22 protein-coding genes are annotated in these 20,585 nt (G+C 68.4%); 15 read left to right on the forward strand and 7 right to left on the reverse strand.

What is annotated here, in order from left to right; all coding sequences use genetic code 11:
• Positions 1–4: 4 nt before the first annotated feature.
• Positions 5–2,629: a type I DNA topoisomerase gene (gene topA / locus M9945_RS11405; RefSeq protein ID WP_367944583.1), complete on the reverse strand. Its 2,625-nt coding sequence runs from the start codon at positions 2,627–2,629 to the stop codon at positions 5–7.
• Positions 2,630–2,879: 250 nt separating this feature from the next.
• On the opposite strand from topA, the gene M9945_RS11410 reads away from it, so the two are divergent.
• Positions 2,880–3,122 (forward strand): hypothetical protein, encoded by a 243-nt coding sequence (locus M9945_RS11410; RefSeq protein ID WP_367944584.1) that lies wholly within the window; start codon positions 2,880–2,882, stop codon positions 3,120–3,122.
• On the opposite strand, the gene dprA is transcribed toward M9945_RS11410, so the two are convergent.
• The 4 genes from dprA to M9945_RS11430 form a co-directional block, all read right to left on the reverse strand.
• On the reverse strand, positions 3,045–4,187 hold the full coding sequence (gene dprA, locus M9945_RS11415; protein ID WP_367944585.1) for a DNA-processing protein DprA: 1,143 nt from the start codon (positions 4,185–4,187) through the stop codon (positions 3,045–3,047). The genes M9945_RS11410 and dprA overlap by 78 nt on opposite strands.
• 5 nt (positions 4,188–4,192) lie before the next feature.
• Entirely contained in the window at positions 4,193–4,780 is a 588-nt protein-coding gene (gene plsY, locus M9945_RS11420) for a glycerol-3-phosphate 1-O-acyltransferase PlsY (RefSeq protein ID WP_367944586.1), read from the reverse strand.
• 131 nt (positions 4,781–4,911) lie between these two features.
• Positions 4,912–6,204 carry a dihydroorotase gene (locus M9945_RS11425; RefSeq protein ID WP_367944587.1) on the reverse strand — a complete coding sequence of 431 codons (1,293 nt, stop codon included), beginning with the start codon at positions 6,202–6,204 and terminating at the stop codon, positions 4,912–4,914.
• Positions 6,201–7,172, reverse strand: coding sequence for an aspartate carbamoyltransferase catalytic subunit (locus M9945_RS11430; protein ID WP_367944588.1), 972 nt, complete (start codon positions 7,170–7,172; stop codon positions 6,201–6,203). Before M9945_RS11430 ends, M9945_RS11425 begins: the two co-directional genes overlap by 4 nt.
• A gap of 156 nt (positions 7,173–7,328) precedes the next feature.
• Here M9945_RS11430 and M9945_RS11435 point away from each other — a divergent pair, with 156 nt between their 5' ends.
• Positions 7,329–8,957, forward strand: coding sequence for an acyl-CoA dehydrogenase family protein (locus M9945_RS11435; protein ID WP_367944589.1), 1,629 nt, complete (start codon positions 7,329–7,331; stop codon positions 8,955–8,957).
• A gap of 165 nt (positions 8,958–9,122) precedes the next feature.
• Positions 9,123–9,443: a DUF6105 family protein gene (locus M9945_RS11440; protein ID WP_367930290.1), complete on the forward strand. Its 321-nt coding sequence runs from the start codon at positions 9,123–9,125 to the stop codon at positions 9,441–9,443.
• On the opposite strand, the gene ruvX is transcribed toward M9945_RS11440, so the two are convergent.
• Positions 9,397–9,867, reverse strand: coding sequence for a Holliday junction resolvase RuvX (gene ruvX / locus M9945_RS11445; RefSeq protein WP_367944590.1), 471 nt, complete (start codon positions 9,865–9,867; stop codon positions 9,397–9,399). The two genes, M9945_RS11440 and ruvX, sit on opposite strands and share 47 nt — an antisense overlap.
• 84 nt (positions 9,868–9,951) lie before the next feature.
• On the opposite strand from ruvX, the gene M9945_RS11450 reads away from it, so the two are divergent.
• From M9945_RS11450 to M9945_RS11500, 11 genes are all read left to right on the forward strand, one after another.
• Entirely contained in the window at positions 9,952–10,659 is a 708-nt protein-coding gene (locus M9945_RS11450; RefSeq protein ID WP_367944591.1) for a metal-dependent hydrolase, read from the forward strand.
• 95 nt (positions 10,660–10,754) lie between these two features.
• Positions 10,755–11,042 (forward strand): Asp-tRNA(Asn)/Glu-tRNA(Gln) amidotransferase subunit GatC, encoded by a 288-nt coding sequence (gene gatC / locus M9945_RS11455; RefSeq protein ID WP_367944592.1) that lies wholly within the window; start codon positions 10,755–10,757, stop codon positions 11,040–11,042.
• 3 nt (positions 11,043–11,045) lie between these two features.
• A complete protein-coding gene (locus M9945_RS11460; protein ID WP_367944593.1) occupies positions 11,046–11,513 on the forward strand; it encodes a GNAT family N-acetyltransferase in 468 nt (155 codons plus the stop codon).
• Positions 11,513–12,994, forward strand: coding sequence for an Asp-tRNA(Asn)/Glu-tRNA(Gln) amidotransferase subunit GatA (gatA, locus tag M9945_RS11465; RefSeq protein ID WP_367944594.1), 1,482 nt, complete (start codon positions 11,513–11,515; stop codon positions 12,992–12,994). The genes M9945_RS11460 and gatA overlap by 1 nt, the downstream gene beginning before the upstream one ends.
• A 61-nt stretch (positions 12,995–13,055) precedes the next feature.
• Positions 13,056–13,676, forward strand: a complete 621-nt coding sequence (locus M9945_RS11470; RefSeq protein ID WP_367944595.1) for a hypothetical protein — start codon at positions 13,056–13,058, stop codon at positions 13,674–13,676.
• A gap of 7 nt (positions 13,677–13,683) precedes the next feature.
• The gene (locus M9945_RS11475) at positions 13,684–14,475 is read left to right on the forward strand and encodes a YdcF family protein (protein WP_367944596.1); all 792 of its coding nucleotides are present in this window, start codon (positions 13,684–13,686) and stop codon (positions 14,473–14,475) included.
• A gap of 220 nt (positions 14,476–14,695) precedes the next feature.
• On the forward strand, positions 14,696–14,824 hold the full coding sequence (locus M9945_RS11480; protein WP_367930298.1) for a hypothetical protein: 129 nt from the start codon (positions 14,696–14,698) through the stop codon (positions 14,822–14,824).
• 173 nt (positions 14,825–14,997) lie between these two features.
• Positions 14,998–16,404 carry an L-serine ammonia-lyase gene (locus M9945_RS11485; protein ID WP_367944597.1) on the forward strand — a complete coding sequence of 469 codons (1,407 nt, stop codon included), beginning with the start codon at positions 14,998–15,000 and terminating at the stop codon, positions 16,402–16,404.
• 103 nt (positions 16,405–16,507) lie between these two features.
• The gene (locus M9945_RS11490) at positions 16,508–16,942 is read left to right on the forward strand and encodes a DUF1489 family protein (RefSeq protein WP_367944598.1); all 435 of its coding nucleotides are present in this window, start codon (positions 16,508–16,510) and stop codon (positions 16,940–16,942) included.
• Positions 16,943–17,015: 73 nt separating this feature from the next.
• Positions 17,016–17,756: a VWA domain-containing protein gene (locus tag M9945_RS11495; RefSeq protein ID WP_367944599.1), complete on the forward strand. Its 741-nt coding sequence runs from the start codon at positions 17,016–17,018 to the stop codon at positions 17,754–17,756.
• Positions 17,753–18,448: a DnaJ domain-containing protein gene (locus M9945_RS11500; RefSeq protein WP_367944600.1), complete on the forward strand. Its 696-nt coding sequence runs from the start codon at positions 17,753–17,755 to the stop codon at positions 18,446–18,448. The genes M9945_RS11495 and M9945_RS11500 overlap by 4 nt, the downstream gene beginning before the upstream one ends.
• 33 nt (positions 18,449–18,481) lie before the next feature.
• On the opposite strand, the gene M9945_RS11505 is transcribed toward M9945_RS11500, so the two are convergent.
• Complete coding sequence (locus tag M9945_RS11505) at positions 18,482–19,873, reverse strand: serine hydrolase (protein ID WP_367944601.1); 1,392 nt, start codon at positions 19,871–19,873, stop codon at positions 18,482–18,484.
• A gap of 268 nt (positions 19,874–20,141) precedes the next feature.
• Between M9945_RS11505 and M9945_RS11510 the strand changes: the two genes are divergently transcribed.
• A complete protein-coding gene (locus M9945_RS11510; RefSeq protein WP_367930304.1) occupies positions 20,142–20,471 on the forward strand; it encodes a phasin family protein in 330 nt (109 codons plus the stop codon).
• Positions 20,472–20,585: the final 114 nt, after the last annotated feature.

Here is a 20,585-nt window from a genome sequence, read left to right on the forward strand (position 1 = left end):
TGCGCTATTCCTTCTTGCTTGCGGTCTTTTTGGCTGGAGCCTTCTTCGCCGGGGCCTTCTTCGCGGCTGGCTTTTTGGCGGGAGCCTTCTTCGCAGCCGCCGTCTTCTTGCCGCCCCCCGACTTGCCGCCCTTGGCGGCGATCAGCGCAAGCGCCTCCTCGACCGTCACCGAGGCGGGGTCCTTGCCCTTGGGCAGCGTGGCGTTGACCTTACCCCAGTTGACGTAGGGTCCATAGCGGCCGTCGCGGACGGTTATTGGTCCACCGTCGGGGTGGTCGCCCAGCTCCTTCAGCGCCGCCGCGGCGGTGCGGCCTCGGCCGTTGGCGAATTTCGACTTCTTCTCGGCGAGCACCGTGACGGCGCGGTTCAGGCCGATGGAGAATACGTCCTCGACGCTCTCCAGATTGGCGTAGGTGCCGTCATGCAGCACGAACGGGCCGTAGCGGCCGATGCCGGCCGAGATCATCTTGCCGGTCTCGGGGTGCTGGCCGACGTCGCGTGGCAGCGAGAGCAGCGCCAGCGCCTTCTCGTGGTCGATATCCTCGACCTTCCAGCCCTTGGGCAGGCTGGCGCGCTTGGCCTCCTTGCCGTCGCCGCGCTGGACGTAGGGGCCGAAGCGCCCGTTCTTCAGCACGATCTCTTCCTGCGTGTACGGGTCCTTGCCCAGCGCCTTGTCGCCGGCCTCGCCGTTGCCATCGCCATCGGCGGCCTCGCCAAGCTGTCGGGTGTAGCCGCATTCGGGATAGTTGGAGCAGCCGACGAAGGCGCCGAACTTGCCGAGCTTCAGCGACAGGTTGCCGGTGCCACATTTCGGGCATAGCCGAGGGTTCGAGCCGTCCTCGCGCGCCGGGAAGACCAGCGGCGCCAGCTCCTCGTTCAGCGCGTCGAGCACGTCGGTGACGCGCAGCTCCTTGGTCTCGTCGACATGGGCCGAGAAGTCGCGCCAGAAATCGCGCAGCACGTCCTTCCACGACAGCTTGCCGTCGGAGATCTCGTCGAGCTTCTCCTCCAGCGCCGCGGTGAAATCGTACTCGACATAGCGCTCGAAGAAGTTCTCGAGGAAGGCGGTGACGAGCCGGCCCTTGGCCTGCGGCAGCAGCCGACGCCGCTCGATCGTCACATAGTCGCGGTCTTCCAGCGTCTTCAGCGTCGCGGCGTAGGTGGAGGGGCGGCCGATGCCGAGCTCCTCCATCTTGCGGATGAGCGAGGCCTCCGAATAGCGCGGCGGCGGCTCGGTGGTGTGCTGCGTCGCCGTCACCGTCTTGCGCGCGAGCGCCTCGCCGGCCTTGATCTCAGGCAGGCGGCGGCTTTCCTCGTCCTCCGAATCCTCGTCCTTCTGCTCGGTATAGGCGGCGAGGAAGCCGTCGAAGCGGACGACCGAGCCGACGGCGCGAAGGGCGGCGGTGCGCGCCCCGTTCACCGCCTCGATCTCGACCGTGGTGCGCTCGATCTCGGCCGGGTTCATCTGGCTGGCGATGGCGCGCTTCCAGACGATCTCGTAGAGCCGCGCCTGGTCGGCATCGAGATATTTGCGCACGGCTCCCGGGGTGCGGCGGAAGTCGGTCGGGCGGATCGCCTCGTGGGCTTCCTGTGCGTTCTTGGCCTTGGTCGAATAGTAGCGCGGCTTTTCCGGCAGGTACTTTTCGCCGAACTCGGCGCCGATGGCCGAGCGCGCGGCGGCGATCGCCTCCGGCGCCATCTGCACGCCGTCGGTTCGCATATAGGTGATGAGGCCGACGGTCTCACCGCCGACATCCGCGCCCTCATAGAGTCGCTGCGCCACCTGCATGGTGCGCGAGGCGGAGAAGCCGAGCTGCGAGGACGCCGCCTGCTGGAGCGTCGAGGTGGTGAAGGGCGGGGCGGGGTTGCGCTTCGTCGGCCTGGCGTCGACCGACAGCGCCCTGAACGCCGCGCCCTCCAGCATCGCCTTGATGCCGGCGGCCTGCTCGCCGGTCTTGATGTCGAGCTTCTGGAGGCGCTTGCCCTCGAAACCGGTCAGCCTCGCCTCGAAATCCTCGGCGCGCGGCGTGGCGAGAAGGGCTGCGATCTGCCAGTACTCCTCGCGCACGAAACGCTCGATCTCGGCCTCGCGGTCGCAGACGAGCCTGAGCGCCACCGACTGCACGCGGCCCGCCGAGCGGGCGCCCGGCAGCTTGCGCCACAGCACCGGCGAGAGCGTGAAGCCGACGAGATAGTCGAGCGCGCGGCGGGCGAGATAGGCGTCGACCAGCGGCGCGTCGATGTCGCGCGGGTTGGCCATCGCGTCGAGCACCGACTGCTTGGTGATGGCGTTGAAGACGACGCGCCGCACCGGCTTGTCCTTCAGCACCTTCTTCTGGCGCAGCACGTCGAGCACATGCCACGAGATCGCCTCGCCCTCGCGGTCGGGGTCGGTGGCGAGGATCAGCGAATCCGCATCCTTCACCGCCTTGGCGATGTCGCCGAGCCGCTTGGAGGAGGGGCCGTCCACCTCCCACGACATGGCGAAGTCGTCATCCGGCCGGACCGAGCCGTCCTTGGCCGGCAGGTCGCGGACATGGCCGAAGGAGGCCAGAACCTTGTAGTTCGAGCCCAGATATTTGTTGATGGTCTTGGCCTTGGCCGGCGATTCGACGACGACGACATCCATGTGGTGACGCAGTTCCCCTCACGCGCGGCGCTTTCCGCCGGCGTCTTTACAGCAAAACAGACCGTGACATGGCCGTGCTTGACGGTCCGGTCAAGGGTCTTGGCTCTTTTCTTGGAACTGGACCAAGAATACAACCGGAAATCGTATTCTGACAGATTGCAATTATAGATAAATTCACTAGGCTCTAATTCACGCATAAGTTGCTTGTTCGGTTTTATGCAATCGACATGTGAGCGACGGAGGAAGGCGCATGCGACAAGAGCCCAACCGGAGACGCACCGAAACGCTGGATTACATGCAGTCCATGCTTGGACAGCTTCGCACCATGGCCGAGGCCGAGCGCTGCGACATGCTGGCCTACCTGATCGAGATGGCCTATGTCGAGGTCAGCGACATTGTCCGTGGCGAGCGGCCGCTACGGGTCGGGGAAGAGAAGCGAGACCGCGCCTCCGGCGTGTCGTTCCAGACGCCCGGCAAGATCAAGTTCCAGTAGCACCGTCGCGAGCTGCGCCGGGTGAAGGCCCGTGTGGCGCAGGAGTTCGTCGCAATGCACCGGCGTGGGGCCGAGCGCCTCCAGCACGATGGCGCGCTCGCCCTCTGCTGGAGGCGGCACGGAAGCGAAGTCCTCCGTTTCCTCGATGGGCAGCATCGGCGGGAATCGGGTTGCGCCGTCCCACGCGCCCGACAGCGGCGTCAGCGCCTCGACCACGTCCTGCGCCTGCGTCACCAGCGTCGCGCCGTCCTTGATCAGGCCGTTGGTGCCGGCCGCGCGCGGGTCGAGCGGCGAGCCGGGCACGGCGAAGACGAGGCGTCCCATCTCGCCGGCCAGCCGCGCCGAGATCAGCGAGCCGGACCGCTGCGCCGCTTCCACGACGACGAGGCCGAGGCCGAGGCCCGCCACCAGCCGGTTGCGGCGCGGGAAGTCGCGGGCGCGCGGAACGTGACCGAAGGGCATTTCCGAGATCAGCACGCCCTCGGCCGCGATCCGCTCGGTGAGCGCGACGTTCTCGGGCGGGTAGGGGCGGTCGAGGCCGCCGGCGAGCACGGCGACGGTGCCGGTGGCGAGGCTCGCCTCGTGCGCCGCCGCGTCGATGCCGCGCGCGAGGCCGGAGACGACGACGAAGCCGGCCCTGCCGAGCCCGGCGGCCAGCATCCGCGCCATGCGCGTGCCGGCGGCCGACGCGTTGCGCGCGCCGACGATGGCCGCCGCCGGCGGCTGGAACAGCGCGGCGTCGCCCTTGACCGCGATCAGCGGCGGCGGCAGCTCCATGCACCGGAGCATCGGCGGGTAGTCCGGCTCGCCGATGGCGGCGAAGCGCGCGCCGAAGCGGCGGGCCGTCTCCATCTCCTGTTCCGCTTCCGCCTCGGAGGGGATGCGCGAGCGCCTGCGCGCCCCGCCGGCGAGCGCCAGCTCGGGCAAGACGGCAAGCGCCGCCTCGGCCGAGCCGAACCGGTTGATCAGGCCGCGAAACGAGGCGGGGCCGACATTCTCGGTGCGGATCAGGCGAAGCCAGTTCAGTCGCTGGCGGTCATTGAGCGTCGGGCCGGCGGGCGCCATCGCCGTCACCCCTTCCGGCCGATTTTCGATTCCGTGCCAGCGAGAAGACGGGAAATGTTCGCGTGATGCTTGACGACGACGATGATGCTCATCACGGCCAGCGCCGCCGCATGGAGGGGCAGGCCGAGGAAATGGAGCGCCAGCGGCGAGGCGACCGCCGCGACGAGCGCCGAGAGCGACGAGTAGCGCGTGAGGATGGCGACCGCGAGCCAGACGGCGGCGAAGACCAGCGCCGCCTGCCAGGCGAAGGCGGCGAGCACGCCGAGATAGGTGGCGACGCCCTTGCCGCCCCTGAAGCCGAGCCAGACCGGGAAGAGATGGCCGAGGAACGCGGCGAAACCGGCGGCGATGCCCGCCTCGACGCCCCAGCGCTGGGCGACGAGGACGGCGAGCGCGCCCTTCAGCGCATCGAGCAGCAGCGTCGCCGCCGCCAGCCCCTTGTTGCCGGTGCGCAGCACGTTGGTCGCGCCGATATTGCCGGAGCCGATCTTGCGCACGTCGCCGAGGCCGGCGGCGCGGGTCAGGAGCAGGCCGAACGGCACCGAGCCGAGGAGATAGCCGAAGGCGAGCGCGATCAGAATGGTCGTCGTCATGCGGCTTTCCCCTCCCGCGAGCCGGCCCTTAGAGCGGCGGACGCCCGGATAAATCCGGGCTGCCGCTCTATCCGTTTGTTTCAGCCGCATTTATGCGACGTCAAGTGATTCCACTTGACTGCAAAATGCTCTTAGGCTTCCAGCCTGTAGACTGTGCGGCCGGCGACGAGCGTTTGCAAGACCTTGCCTTGCAGGCGCGCGCCCTCGAAGCAGGTGTTCTTGGAGCGCGAGCGAATGTCCTCCTCGCGCACCACCCAGGGATGGTCGAGATCGACCACGATCATGTCGGCCGCCGCTCCGGGCGCGAGCGTGCCGCCCGGCAGGCCGTAGAGCCGCGCCGGCGCGGTCGACAGCGCATCGACGAGCCGCATCAGCGGCACCTCGCCATTGTGATGGAGGCGAAGCGCGGCCGAAAGCAGCGTCTCCAGCCCGATGGCGCCGGAAGCGGCGTCGGCGAAGGGCAGGCGCTTGGTGTCGACGTCCTGCGGGTCGTGCGAGGAGACGAGGATGTCGATGGTGCCGTCGCGCAGCGCCTCGACCATCGCCTGCCGGTCGTCCTCGCCGCGCAGCGGCGGCGACAGGCGGAAGAAGGTGCGGTATTCGCCGACATCGTTCTCGTTGAGCGTCAGGCTGGCGATGGCCGCGCCGGCGGTGACGTTGGCGCCGTCCGCCTTGGCGCGGGCAATGGCCGCGGCCGACATCGCGGCCGAGATCTTGGCGGCGTGGTAGCGGCCCTTGGTCAGCCGCGCCAGCATCAGGTCGCGTTCGAGCGGGATCGCCTCGGCCTCGCGCGGGATGCCCGGCAGGCCGAGCCAGCTCGCGTAAAGCCCCTCGTTCATCACGCCGGAGGAGGCGAGGTCCGGGTCCTGCGTCTCGTGGTCGATCACCGCGCCGAAGTCGCGGGCATAGGTCAGCGCGCGGCGCATGACGAGGCTGGAGGCGATGGTGTGCCGCCCCTCGGTGAAGGCGACCGCGCCGGCCTCGCGCAAGAGGCCGAACTCGGTCATCTCCCGGCCTTCGAGGCCTTTGGTGATCGCCGCCGCCGGGAAGATGTTGACGAGCGCCGTGTCGCGCGCCGTGCGCAGCACGAACTCGACCAGCGCCACGTCGTCAATCACCGGGTCGGTGTCCGGCATGGTGATGATCGAGGTGACGCCGCCGGCCGCAGCCGCTTCGCTGGCCGAGGCGATGGTCTCGCGATGCTCCGCGCCGGGCTCGCCGACATGGACGCGCGCGTCGACCAGCCCCGGCAGGATCGCCCGGCCGGCGCAGTCGATAATGTTCGCGCCCTCGGGAATGCCCTGATTGCGCACTGACGCGCCGGCGGCGCGGATCGTCCCGCCCTCGACGATGACGGTGCCGGTCTCGTCGAGATCGCGCGAGGGATCGACGATGCGGGCGTTCTGGAAGACGGTGACGCTCATGCCGCGTCTCCTTCCGCGCCGTCGCGGCGCGGGTCGAGCAGCGCCTCCATCACGGCCATGCGCACGGCCACCCCCATCTCCACCTGCTCCTGGATGACGCTCTGCGGGCCGTCGGCGATCGCCGAGGCGATCTCGACGCCGCGGTTCATCGGGCCGGGATGCATGACGAGCGCATCCTCCTTCGCCGCCTTCAGCTTTTCCGCGTCGAGGCCCCAGTAGCGGAAATATTCGCGCACAGAGGGCACGAAGGCCCCGGCCATGCGCTCGCGCTGCAGGCGCAGCATCATGACGACGTCGGCGCCCTTGAGCCCGTCCTCCATGCGGTTGAAGACCTCGACGCCCATCTGCGGGCCGATGCCGGAGGGCAGCAGCGTCGATGGCGCGACCACGCGCACCCGCGCGCCGAGCGCGTTGAGCAGGATGATGTTGGAGCGCGCGACGCGCGAATGCGAGACGTCGCCGCAGATCGCCACCGTCAGTCCGGCGATTGCCCCGCGGGCGCGGCGGATCGTCAGCGCGTCGAGCAGCGCCTGCGTCGGGTGCTCGTGCGCGCCGTCGCCGGCATTGACCACCGAGCAGCCGACCTTCTGCGCCAGCAGCGCGGCCGCGCCGGCCGAGGAATGGCGGATGACGAGGATGTCGGGGCGCATGGCGTTCAGCGTCATCGCCGTGTCGATCAGCGTCTCGCCCTTCTTCACCGAGGACGAGGCGACCGCCATGTTCATCACGTCGGCGCCGAGCCGCTTGCCCGCCAGCTCGAACGAGGATTGCGTGCGGGTCGAGGCTTCGTAGAACAGGTTGATCTGGGTGCGGCCGCGCAAGGAGGAGGATTTCTTCTCCTTCTGGCGCGACAGGCCGACGGCCGCGTCCGCCCGGTCGAGCAGGAGCTCGATGTCGAGCGGCGAAAGGCCGTTGATGCCGAGGAGGTGTCGGTGGGGGTAGAGCGGGAAGGGCACGCGCGCTGTCATGGTAAAGCCGTGCTATAGGCATGCATGGGCCGACCGGCAAGCCGCTTTCGGGCAATGCCGGCGATTTCCAGCGGTGAATTTCCTCGCACTGCGGCCTCATTTGCCTGTAACTGGGCGCAAGCTCCCGAATCGACCGGCCTGACGGAGGCTTCAGACGTGACGCATCAGGTATTGAACCAAAGCCCGCCCCTGTCGGGATCGAGCGCCTGGCGCGCCGACCCGCTGCTGGTGCAGCTGGCCGAGGGCTGGCCGGAGCCCGTGCGCCGCGATCTCGAGCAGGTCGGCCGCTATGTCCGCTCGTCCGAGGCGCAGGAGATGGCGCGGCTCGCCAACGTCGAGACGCCGAAGCTGAGGACCCACGACCGGCAGGGCCGCCGCATCGATGTCGTCGAGTTCCACCCGGCCTATCACGCGCTGATGCGCCGCTCGATCGCGCTCGGGCTGCACTCCTCGATCTGGGAGGACGCGCGCGAGGAGGCGGGGCGTCGGCACCAGGTGCGCGCGGCGCGCTTCTTCCTCACCGCGCAGCTCGAATGCGGGCATCTGTGTCCCATCACCATGACCAGCGCCTCGCTGGCGGCGCTGATGGCGAGCCCGCAGCTCTTCCGCGATCTCGCCCCGCGGGTGCTGACCCGCAAGTACGACCAGTCGCAGAAGCCGATGGCCCAGAAGGCGGGCCTGACCTTCGGCATGGGCATGACCGAGAAGCAGGGCGGCACCGACGTGCGCGCCAACACCTCGCGCGCCGTGCCCGCCGGCGGCCGCTTCCACAGCCTCACCGGCCACAAATGGTTCATGTCCGCGCCGATGTCGGATGCCTTCCTGATGCTGGCGCAGGCCGAGGCCGGGCTTTCCTGCTTCCTCGTGCCGCGCCTGCGCGATGACGGCAGCCACAACGGCCTCGAGCTCCAGCGCCTGAAGGACAAGCTCGGCAACCGCTCCAACGCCTCCTCGGAGGTCGAGTTCGACGGCGCGCTGGCCGAGATGGTCGGCGAGCCGGGCAAGGGCGTCCGCACCATCATGGACATGGTGACGCTGACGCGGCTCGACTGCGCGCTGGCCAGCGCCGGCATCATGCGCGCCGCGCTCGCCGAGGCCGTCCACCACACCCGCCACCGCAAGGCGTTCGGCACGGAGCTCGCCGACCAGCCGCTGATGCAGCGCGTGCTGGCCGACATGGCGCTCGACGTCGCCGCCGCGACCGCGCTTTCCATGCGGCTCGCCCGCTCGTTCGACGAGGCCGCGCGCAATGCCGGCGAGGCGGCGTTCGCCCGCACCATGACCCCGGTGGTCAAGTACTGGGTGTGCAAGATCACGCCGCCGCTGGTCTACGAGGCGATGGAGTGCCTCGGCGGCAACGGCTATATCGAGGAGGGGCCGCTGGCGCGCGCCTATCGCGAGGCGCCGGTCAACGCCATCTGGGAAGGCTCGGGCAACGTCATGGCGCTGGATGTGCTGAGGGTGCTCGCCCGCGCGTCGCAGCTCTTCGAGGAAGTGCTCGCGGGAATCGGCCGCGACCTCGGCGCGGCCGGCAAGGGCGTGCTCGGCGTGCTGCGCGCCGCGCTCCAGGTCGCGGCCTCGGACGAGGGCTCAGCCCGCATCCTCACCGAGCAGCTGGCGCTGTCGGCCGCCGCCGCCGAGCTGCGCCGGCTGGGGGCAGGGCGCATCGCCGACGCCTTCGTCGAGACGCGCCTCGCCGGCCAGTGGCGCACCAGCTACGGCATGCTCGACGCGCGCCACGATTCGCGCACCATCCTCGAAACGCTCTATCCCGAACTCGGCTGAAACGCTCCGCCGCCGGCGCCGCCAATGCGGCGCACCGGGGTTTTCCCCGGTTCGGGCCCGGCCGTTAACCTTAACAAATGGTTTCCGTTGCCGCTCGCATGCGACGGGTTCAGTGTCGGCCGGTCGCGTCATCGGCGCGGCGTTCCGCTCTCGAGAGGCCGCGCCATGCGTTACATCCTGATCTTCTGGGCCGTGCCGATGGGGCTGTTCTGGGGCTGGTACTATCTGTCGTACCACGACATGAATTTCGGCTTCCTCGTTCTCTCGCGCGCGGTGCACGACTACGCCTTCGGCTTCTACGGCAACATCATCGGCATCGACCCGGCGACCATCGGCCCGATGGTCATGCGCGCCTGCGTCATCGACACGGCGCTGATCTTCTCGATCTACGGCTTCCGCAAGCGGCGCGAGATCGCGGCATGGTGGAACGCCTCGCGCGTCAGCGCGCCAGAGCCGCAAGCCGGTCGAGCGCCCCCTGCAGAATGAAGGCGGCCGCCGCCGAATCGATGCGCTCGCCGCGTTTCGCCCGCGACACGTCCATGGAAATCAGCGCCCGCTCTGCCGCGACGGTCGACAGCCGCTCGTCCCAGTAGACGAAGGGCAGGTCGGTCAGCCGCTCCATGTTGCGCACGAAGGCCCGTGTCGCCTGGACGCGCGGCCCTTCGGAGCCGTCCATGTTGACCGGCAGGCCGACGACGATCGCGGCCGCCTTCTCCTTGTCGAGCGCGGCGAGGAGCGCCTGCGCGTCGAGCGTGAATTTTTTGCGCGCGATCACCGGGCGCGGATGGGCGAAGGAGAGGCCGGCATCCGACATGGCAAGGCCGATGGTCCTGGTGCCGAGGTCGATCCCCGCGAGCGTCGCCCCCGGCGGGAGGACGGCCGGCAATTCGGCAATGTCGATCACCGGCATTTTTCGCTTCGCCCCTTTGCCTCTTCGCTTCCCGCTTCTATCCTGCCGCAGAGCCGAAAGCGAGCATGTGAAGGAGACCCTGCGATGAAGCTGACCTGGTACGGCCATTCCGCCTTCGCCGTCGAGGCGGGCGAGGCGCGAATCCTCATCGACCCGTTCCTGAGCGGCAACCCGTCATGGGGCAAGGGCTGGGAGGAAGCGGCCGAAGGCGTCACCCATGTCCTGCTCACCCATGGCCACAGCGACCATATCGGCGATGCCGTCGCCATCCTGAAGAAGACCGGCGCGCAGCTCGTCGCCAATTTCGAGCTGTGCATGTATCTCGTCGGGCAGGGGGCGAGCGGCGAGCGGATCAATCCCGGCAACACCGGCGGCACCGTCGATTGCGGCGGCTTCACCGTCACCTTCGTCCAGGCGCTGCATTCCTCGTCCTTCGGGCAGGATGGCGGGGCGAACGTCTATCTCGGCAACCCGCTCGGGCTGGTGCTGCATTTCGCCGACGGCCAATCGCTCTATCATATGGGCGACACCGACATCTTCTCCGACATGGCGCTCATCGAGGAGTTGCATGCGCCGAAGGTCGGCATCGTGCCGGTCGGCGACCGCTTCACCATGGGCGGCGCGGTGGCCGCGCTCGCCTGCCGGCGGTTCTTCAACTTCGAGACCGTGATCCCGGCGCACTATGCCACCTTCGGCCTGCTCGACCAGAACGCGGACAAGTTCGTCGAGGGCATGGAAGGCTCGAAGACGAAGGTGCTGGTGCCGAAGATCGGCGAGCCGTTCGCGCCTTGACGGTTCTTTCCCTGTTGCGCCCGGCCTGTTGCGCTCGTGGGGCAGCGCCGCTATAGCCCGGTGAGTTGTTTCCCATCCATTCGCCGGAGCGAAGAATGTCCGTCGATCTCGACACCGTGAAGCGCGTGGCGCGGCTTGCCCGCATTGCCGTGACCGAGGAGGAAGCCGGCCGCATGACCGGCGAATTGAACGTCATCCTCGGCTTCGTCGAGCAGCTTTCCGAGGTCGACGTCGACGGCGTCGAGCCGATGACCTCGGTCATGCCGATGGAGATGCGCAAGCGGCAGGATGCCGTCACCGACGGCGGCAAGGCGGCCGACATCGTCGCCAACGCCCCGGCGACCGAGGAGAATTTCTTCCTCGTTCCCAAGGTGGTGGAGTAGGCGGTGACCGTGGAGATCGCGGTCGAGACGCCGCTGCAGGACGACATACGCCGGCTCGTGGGCGAGTTGAACGCCTACATGATGCCGCTCACGCCGCGTGAGTTCCAGTTTCAGCTTACGGTCGAGCAGATGACCGAGCCTTCGGTGACGCTGTTCGTCGCGCGCGATGCCTCCGGCCGTGCGGTCGGCATGGGCGCGCTCAAGGAGCACGGCGACGGGCTCGGCGAGGTCAAGCGCATGTACACCCTGCCCGAGACGCGCGGCCGGCGCGTCGGCTCGCAGCTCCTTGAGCGCATCGAGGAGCTCGCCCGCGAGAAGGGGCTTGGCCACATCGTGCTGGAGACCGGCGAAGCGCCCGGTTTCGAGCCGGCGTGGCGCGTCTACGAGCGCGGCGGCTTTACGATGTGCGGCGCGGTGCTCGACTATCCCGATTCCGGCTATTCGCGATTTTACGAAAAGAAGCTTTCCTAATGACCGACCTGACGACACTGACGATTGCCGAAGCGCGCGACGGGCTGACGGCCAAGGACTTTTCGGCCCTTGAGCTGACGGACTCTTATTTGTCAGTCATCGACGCCTTCAACCCGACCTTCAACGCCTATGTCACCGTCACCCACGACAAGGCGCGCGCGATGGCGAAGGCGTCGGACGGACGGCTTGCCAAGGGCGAAAGCGGCGCGCTGGAAGGCATCCCGCTCGGCATCAAGGACCTGTTCGCGACCGAGGGCGTCCACACCCAGGCTGCCAGCCACATCCTCGACGGCTTCGAGCCGCGCTACGAATCGACTGTCACCGCCAATCTGTGGGCCGACGGCGCGGTCATGCTCGGCAAGCTCAACATGGACGAGTTCGCCATGGGCTCGTCCAACGAGACCTCGTACTACGGTCCGGTCAAGAATCCGTGGCGCGCCGAGGGCTCGAACCGCGACCTCGTGCCCGGCGGCTCGTCCGGCGGCTCGGCGGCGGCCGTCGCCGCGCGCCTGTGCGCCGGCGCGACCGCGACCGACACCGGCGGCTCGATCCGCCAGCCGGCCGCGTTCACCGGCACCGTCGGCATCAAGCCGACCTACGGCCGCTGCTCGCGCTGGGGCATCGTCGCCTTCGCCTCGTCGCTCGACCAGGCCGGGCCGATCGCCCGCGACGTGCGCGACGCCGCGATCCTGCTGAAGTCGATGGCCTCGGTCGATCCGAAGGACACCACCTCCGTCGACCGCCCGGTGCCGGACTACGAGGCCGCGCTCGGCCGCTCGCTCAAGGGCGTGAAGATCGGCATCCCGAAGGAGTATCGCGTCGAGGGCATGCCGCAGGAGATCGAGGCGCTGTGGCAGCAGGGCATCGCCTGGCTGAAGGACGCGGGCGCCGAGATCGTCGACATCTCGCTGCCGCATACGAAATATGCGCTGCCGACCTACTACATCGTCGCGCCGGCCGAAGCCTCCTCGAATCTCGCCCGCTACGACGGCGTGCGCTACGGTCTGCGCGTGCCGGGCCGCGACATCGTCGAGATGTACGAGAACACGCGTGCCAAAGGCTTCGGGCAGGAGGTCAAGCGCCGCATCATGATCGGCACCTATGTGCTGTCGGCCGGCTATTACGACGCCTATTACGTCAGGGCGCAGAAGGTGCGCACCCTGATCAAGCGCGATTTCGAGGATGCCTTCCACGCCGGCGTCGACGCCATCCTGACCCCGGCGACACCGTCCGCCGCCTTCGGCATCGCCGACCAGGAGCTCGCTTCCGACCCGGTCAAGATGTATCTCAACGACGTCTTCACGGTCACCGTCAACATGGCCGGCCTGCCGGGCATCGCGGTTCCGGCCGGGCTCGACGGGCAGGGGCTGCCGCTCGGCCTCCAGCTGATCGGCCGGCCGTTCGACGAGGAGACGCTGTTCTCCGCCGCCCATGCCGTCGAGCGCGCCGCCGGCCGTTTCACGCCGCGGAAATGGTGGTAGGCGCGGCCGCGCCTTCTCGCCTTCCGCCGCGCGATCCTGCTATCCTCGCCGCAGATTCGAGGTGGAGAGGCTGTTCATGGCGCGGGTGCCGCAGGTAAGGGACCATCAGGCCCGGACGGTCGAGACCTCCGAGAACCGGATCACCATCCGCGAGACGCTCGACGGCCTCGGCATCTACAACCCGGCGCGCCGCAACATCGTCCTCGTCCTCTTCCTCATGCTGTGGCTCACCGGCTGGGCGTTCGGCGAGTATTTCGCACTGTCGCAGATCCTGCGCGGCGGCAATATCTTCGGCTCGCTGTTCCTGCTCGTCTGGGCCTCGTTCTGGACGCTGGGCGGCCTTTTCGCCGCCAGGGTCCTGCTGTGGAACCTGTTCGGCTCCGAGCGGCTGTTCATCACCGAGGGCATGCTGGTCCATTCCTCGGGTTTCGGCCCGTTCCGGCGCAAGCGCATCCACCCGCTCGCCGAGGTCGGCGATTTCCGCCTCAACCTGAAGGGCGATCCTGCCGCCAACGCCATACCGTTGCGCTCGATCGAGTACCGGGCGGGCGGCAGCGTGCGCAGCTTCGGCGTCGGCATGACGCGCGAGGAGGCGGAAGCCTCGCTCGCCGCCATCCGCCGGGCGCTGCCGTTCGACGCGCCCGGCAGCGAGGTCCGTAGCGAGGCCCGTAGCGAGGATTGACGCGCCGGTGTTCTTCTATTTCTCCAAGCTGTTCTGGATCGTCGTCCAGCCGATAAACCTGATCGGCATCCTCGTGTTCGCCGGGATCGTCCTGGCCCTGCTGCGCTTCCGGTGGTCGGGGATCGCGCTGTCCTTCGCCGGCTTCCTCATCCTGGCGCTCGGCGCGTGGTCGAGCCTCGGGGCGGTGCTCCTCCATCCGCTCGAGGACCGTTTCGCCCGGCCCGATCCCGCGCCGCGCGAGGTCGCCGGCATCATCGTGCTCGGCGGCGGCTTCGAGGGCGGGGTCAACCTCGCCCGCGGCGGCTACGAGATGAACGCCTCCGGCGACCGCTTCGTCGAGGCCGCGGTCCTCGCCCGCCGCTACCCGCGAGCGCGCGTCGTCGTCACCGGCGGCACCGGCGCGCTGCTGCTGGCCGGCGAGGGCGACGGCGACACCGCGCCGAAGCTCCTGACGGCGCTCGGCGTCGCGCCCGGGCGCCTCGTCCTCGAGACCCGTGCGCGCAACACGCAGGAGAACGCCCGCTTCACCCGCGAACTGGTCGAGCCGCAGCCCGGCGAGACGTGGCTGCTGGTGACGTCGGCCTTCCACATGCCGCGCTCGGTCGGCCTGTTCCGCAAGGCCGGCTTCGACGTCGTGCCGTGGCCGGCCGACTACCAGACCGCCGGCACCGAGACCTTCGGCCTGGCGCAGGACAACGCCATGGATTCGCTGCGCAACCTCGCGCTGGCGATTCGCGAGTGGATCGGCCTCGTCGCCTATCGCGCCACCGGCCGGATCGACCGGATCCTGCCCGATTGAACGGCCACGATTTCGCCACGCAGGTTTAAAATCCGTCAACACGAGACGGCGTGTCTAATCGTTTGATTTTACATCGAATTGCATCTTTAAACGGTTTGACCTCGCCGCCGCTGCCACGGTTCCGCCTTTTTGTGCATTGCGAAGAGAGGGGGAAAGGTCTATCTAGCAGCCCTCTCGAACCGCAGTCGGGATCGGGACGGAAACTGAAGACAGGGAAAAAATGGACGAAAGCGTTCAGAAATCCTGCTGGGGCGTGACCGCCAAGGCAGTAATCGGTTTCGCCGGCATCATGATGCTGGCTTGGCTTTTCGGAGGCGCGGAAGTCGCGACGGTCGTCGCCGGCGGCTGACAGCCCCACCAGACTGAAGGATCTTTTTTCAAGGACGCGGCCTCGGGCCGCGTCTTTGCGTTTCGGGGTCTGTTTTCCCGTGAAATGTCGCCGGCCGCGCATCGCGTGTCGGCCTGCCTGTTGCGAAACGCCGGGAAAGGCGCGAAACATCGGGCGTCGTTTCGGAGATCGCGATGTTCCTTTCCGTGTTCGAGCTGTTCAAGATCGGTATCGGCCCTTCCTCCTCGCACACGATGGGGCCGATGACCGCGGCGGTGCGCTTCCTCGACGAGATCGCGGGGGGCGACTGGCCGCGTCCGGCGGGCGCGAAGGTCCATCGGCTGACCGCCAGCCTGCATGGCTCGCTCGCCTATACCGGTGTCGGCCACGGCACCGACCGGGCGGTGGTCCTCGGCCTGACCGGCCTGACGCCGCTGACCGTCGACCCCGACACGGTGGAGGCCGTGCTGGAGGAGGTGGCCCGCGAAAAGCGCGTCTCGCCGCCCGGCCATCCCTTCTACCGCTTCGATCCGGCGGCCGATCTCGTCCTCGACAGGAAGACGCCGCTGCCGGGCCACGCCAACGGCATGGCGTTCTGCGCCTGGGACAAGCAGGGGCGGATGCTGCTGCGGCGCATCTACTTCTCCATCGGCGGCGGCTTCGTGGTGTCGGAGGAGGAGTTGCAGCGTCTCAAGGCCGAGGGGCCGGTGCGCGGCAGCGGCGACAAGGGCGTGCCCTATCCGTTCAGGAGCGCGAAGGAGATGCTGGCGATGGCGGCGCGGAGCGGCCTTTCCGTCGCCGCGATGAAGCGCGCCAACGAGGAGGCCCACATGCCGCGCGAGGAGCTCGACGCCGGCCTCGACCGCATCTGGGAGGCGATGCGCGGCTGCATCGAGCGCGGCATCGCGCGAGAGGGCATCATGCCGGGCGGGCTCAAGGTGAAGCGCCGCGCCGCCCGTCTGCACGACAGGCTGCTGGAGGACTCGACCCGCAACATGCCGAACCCGCTGCTGGCCAACGACTGGCTCTCGGTCTACGCCATGGCCGTCAACGAGGAGAACGCCGCCGGCGGGCGCGTGGTGACCGCGCCCACCAACGGCGCGGCCGGCGTCGTGCCGGCGGTGCTGCGCTACTGGCTGCATTTCCATGTCGAGGCCGATCCGGCGTCGATCCGCGATTTCCTGCTGACGGCCGCGGCAGTGGGCGGGATCATCAAACACAATGCCTCGATCTCGGGGGCCGAGGTCGGCTGCCAGGGCGAGGTCGGCTCGGCCTCGGCCATGGCCGCCGCGGGCCTGTGCGCCGTGATGGGCGGCACGCCCGAGCAGGTCGAGAACGCGGCCGAGATCGCGCTGGAGCACCATCTCGGCATGACCTGCGACCCCGTCGGCGGGCTGGTGCAGGTGCCGTGCATCGAGCGCAACGCGCTCGGCGCGGTCAAGGCGGTGACGGCCGCCTCGCTGGCGATCAAGGGCGACGGTACCCATTTCGTGCCGCTCGACGCCGCCATCGAGACCATGCGCCAGACCGGCATGGACATGAACGAGCGCTACAAGGAAACGAGCCTCGGCGGGTTGGCGGTGAACGTCGTCGAATGTTGAGGAAGGAGCGATGAGGGAGTAGCGAATAGCGAGTAGTGAGTAACAGGTGGATAATTTCCCCTATTCGCTACTCCCTATTCGCTATTCGCTCTAGACTGACCCCATGCCTCTCCACCTGATAAAACTCTGCGTCGGCTGCGACAGCGTCGAGGACCTCGAGGACTGGATCGCGCTTAAGCTGGAAGAAAAGCGCCGGGCCGGCCAGCCGGTCGAGCAGTTCCACACCACGCGCATGGTGCCGAAGCGCGTCGACGATCTCGTCGACGGCGGCTCGCTCTACTGGATCATCAAGGGCGGGGTGCAATGCCGCCAGCGTCTGACAGAGATCAGGCCGTTCACCGACGCCGAGGGCATCGGCCGCTGCCGGCTGATGCTCGATCCCGTCGTGGTGCGCACCGAGTGGCAGCCGCGCCGCCCGTTCCAGGGCTGGCGCTACCTCGATCCCAAGGATACGCCGGCCGATCTTGCGGGCGCCGGGACAGGCGAGGAACTGCCGCTCGCCCTGCGGCGCGAGCTGACCGAGCTCGGCCTTCTGTAAGCGCAGCCTTGTGACCGGCTTGTGACCGGGTCGGGGGCTTGCAAGCGGGCCCCGGCAGCCACATCTTGCAGGCATGGGCAAGGACAGGATTCCGCAGCGCAGCGCCTCCGACACGCAACCGGCCGTCAAGCGGTCCGACAGCGCGGCCATTGACGCCTTCGTGCGGCAGGCGAGGGCGCTCGCCACTCCGGCGGGCGAAGGCGAAGGCAGGCTGATCCTCGCGCTCGACGCCACCATGAGTCGCCAGCCGACCTGGGACCTAGCCTGCCGGCTCCAGGGCGAGATGTTCGACGCGGTCGGCAAGGCCGGCGGGCTTTCGGTGCAACTCGTCTATTTTCGCGGCTTCGGCGAGTGCCGGGCCTCGCGCTTCGTGCGCGACACCAGTTCGCTCAAGGACCTGATGACGCGGATCGACTGCCGCGGCGGCCATACGCAGATAAGCAAGGTGCTGGCCCATGCGCTGAAGGAGACCGGCCAGCAGAAGGTCAACGCACTCGTCTATATCGGCGACGCGATGGAGGAGGAGGTCGACGATCTGGCGGCCAAGGCGGGCCGGCTCGGCCTGCACGGCGTGCCGGTCTTCGCCTTCCAGGAAGGGCACGACCCGGCCGCCGAGACCGCGTTCCGCGAGATTGCGAAGCTCTCCAAGGGCGCATGGTTCCGCTTCGACCGCGACGCGGCAGGCACGCTGTCGAAGCTGCTCTCGGCCGTCGCCGTGTTCGCCTCGGGCGGGCTGAAGGCGCTGGAGGCGAGGGGCCGGCCCGAGGACCGGCTGATGATCGAGCACCTGAAGAAGGCGGGCGGGCGCGGATGACGGTGCTGTTCTACGTCGTCGCCGGCGCCCTGGTCGTCGGGCTTTTCGCTGCCGCCTTCGTGCGCCTCGACGCGGCGCGGCTGGCGTCGGGCCTGCGCACCGCGGGGCCGGTCGCGGCCGGCATCGTCGGCGTCGTCCTGTTGCTCGCCGGCCGTGCCGCTGCGGGCGGAATGCTGCTCTCTGGCGCTTTCGCCTGGTACATGAATGCGCGCCGGCGCCGTTCCACGCGCCCGACGCCCGGCCGGCGTTCGCGGGTGCGCACCGCGGCGCTCGAAATGGAGCTCGACCACGACAGCGGCATGCTCGAAGGGCATGTCCTGACCGGCCGGCACGAAGGCGCGCGGATCGCCGATCTGGGGCTGGAGGATCTGCTCGATCTCGGACGGGAGCTGGCCAGCGACGCCGAGAGCGTCCAGCTACTCGAAACCTATCTTGACAGCCGTTTTCCCGTCTGGCGCGAGCACGCGAAGGCGGATACGGGCGGGCGGCAGGCTGGCGCGCCAGCTTCGGGCGCCATGACCAAGCAGGAGGCCTACGAGATCCTTGGTCTTGAAGCGGGCGCTTCCGCGGCGGATATCCGCAAGGCGCATCGCCGCCTGATGCAGCGCCTGCACCCCGATCTCGGCGGTTCCTCGTTCCTTGCGGCGCGGATCAACGAGGCCAAGGAAATTCTGCTGGATGGTCACAGGTAAACTCCCCCTTCGACGCGGGTACACGGGGCGGCGCTAGAGCTGCGCCGCGAAACAATCGATCTTCTGCTTCTTGAGCGCGTTGCAAGCGTTCCACGCCTGGTTCTTCGAGGCGAAGCCGCCGAAGCGCGCGCGGTAGTAGACCGTGCCCTTGTTCTCGAATTCCTCGATGAAGGCGTTGGCCGCGCCGAGGACGCCGGAAGCTTCCTTGCCGGTGCGCACGAGGGCGGCGAACGCCTCGGACTGCGACGGCGACGAGGCGATCTGCACCGCCCAGCCGCTGGTCGGCGCGGTCGAGGCCGTCTGCATCGGGTCGATGGCGTTGGCGAAGCGGTCGTCGGTGGCCGCCACCGGGGTCGGAACCGGCGCGGACGGCACGGGAGCGGCCGTCGTCGGCATCGGCGCGGTATTGCGCGGCGTCGCCGCATAGGCCGTCACGGCGGCCGCGACCTCGACGGTCTCGCCGGTCGGGCGGAAGGCCGGCATCGGGATGTTGGTGCGCGGAAGGGCGACGGCAGCGGCCGCGACGGCGGCGGTGCCCGGCGTCAGCTTGCGCGAGGCCACCAGCGGGCCGCTGTCCTTGCGCGAGGCGCGCGGCAGGTGGTCGCGGATCAGCGCCGCCATGTGGTCATCGCGCGAACGGCCGGACTGGCCGCCCATGACGACGGCCACGACCGAGCGGCCGTCGCTCTGCACCGAGGTGACGAGGTTGAAGCCCGAGGCGCGCGTATAGCCGGTCTTGATGCCGTCAACGCCCTTCACCCGGCCGAGCAGGCGGTTGTGGGTGGAGATGCGCTGCTTGCCGTAGGCGAAGGAACGCGTGGAGAAATAGTCGTAGCGGCGCGGGAAGTGCTCGCGCAGCGCGACGCCGAGGATCGCCATGTCGCGGGCGGACGTGTATTGCTGGGTGTTGGGCAGCCCGTGCGCGTTGCGGAACTGCGTCGAGTTCATGCCGAGCTGCCGGGCCTTGGCCGTCATCATCTGCGCGAACTTGGCTTCGGACCCGCCGAGAAGCTCGGCGACGGCGGTGGCGACGTCGTTGGCGGAGCGGGTGACGAGCGCGCGGATGGCGGTCTCCACGGTGATCGAGCCGCCTGCCTTGACGCCGAGCTTGGTCGGCGGTTCCGCCGAGGCGTTCCGCGAGAACGGCACCTGCGTCTTTTCGGTGATGCGGCCGGCCTCGATCGCCTCGAAGATCATGTAGATCGTCATCATCTTGGTCAGCGAGGCCGGATAGCGCCTTGCGTCCGCGTTGCGCGCGAACAGCACCTGGCCGGTGTTGGCGTCGAGCACGTAAGCCGCATAACGCTGATTGGCTGAGGCCCGATCCGTCGTGCCGCCGAGGGCGACACCCAATGCGACAATGAGAAGGCCGGCATACCCGGCGATCCGCGAAAGAAAGCTCGCCGACGCTTTACTCGAAACCATACCTGCTACGCCCGTTTGTTACCCGAAGAAATCCGGAGCGCCCTGTCCGCACCCTGAGACCTGACGATAACGGCCGGGCCGTTACCAATCCGTTTATGGTAACCGGCCCGTTCACCATTTCGGTCAACTTCAAATTAAGAACCGGACATCGTTCGGGGGAGCGCGTGGCGGAGGTTGGGAATCGCGGTTCTTGACAAATTGTGCAGTGCAACATAAATAGGGTGCAACGCATATGGAATGCGCCTCCACCCTATGAAAGGAACCCGTCATGGTTCAGTCGTTTGAAGACGCCGGCAAGGCCGGCAAGGAATTCCTCGACGCCGGCCTGAAGAATTTCGCCGCGATGTCGAAGAGCGCCCAGGCGCTCGCCGCCGAGGCCGCCGAGTACTCGCGCAAGACGTTCGAGGACGGCGCCGCCGCGCTCGAGAAGCTGACCGGCGCCCGCTCGCTGGAGAAGGCGGTCGAGATCCAGACCGACTATGCCCGTCAGGCCTATGAGAGCTTCGTCGCGCAGTCGACCCGCGTCAGCGAGCTCTACGCCGAGATCGCCAAGGAAGCCTACAAGCCTTTCGAGTCCGTCGTCGCCAAGGCGAAGTAACGGCCGCTTCCGCGATTCGCCGTTTCGGGCCTTCAAGGCCCGGCTTCAACCCGGCCCGCCCCGTCGCGCGGCCGGGTTTTTGCTGTCCCGCGCCCTGCCGGGGAGGGCGATGGC

Source organism: Aquamicrobium sp. (genome assembly GCF_023954335.1).
In the GTDB taxonomy this organism is placed as follows: Bacteria; Pseudomonadota; Alphaproteobacteria; order Rhizobiales; family Rhizobiaceae; genus Aerobium.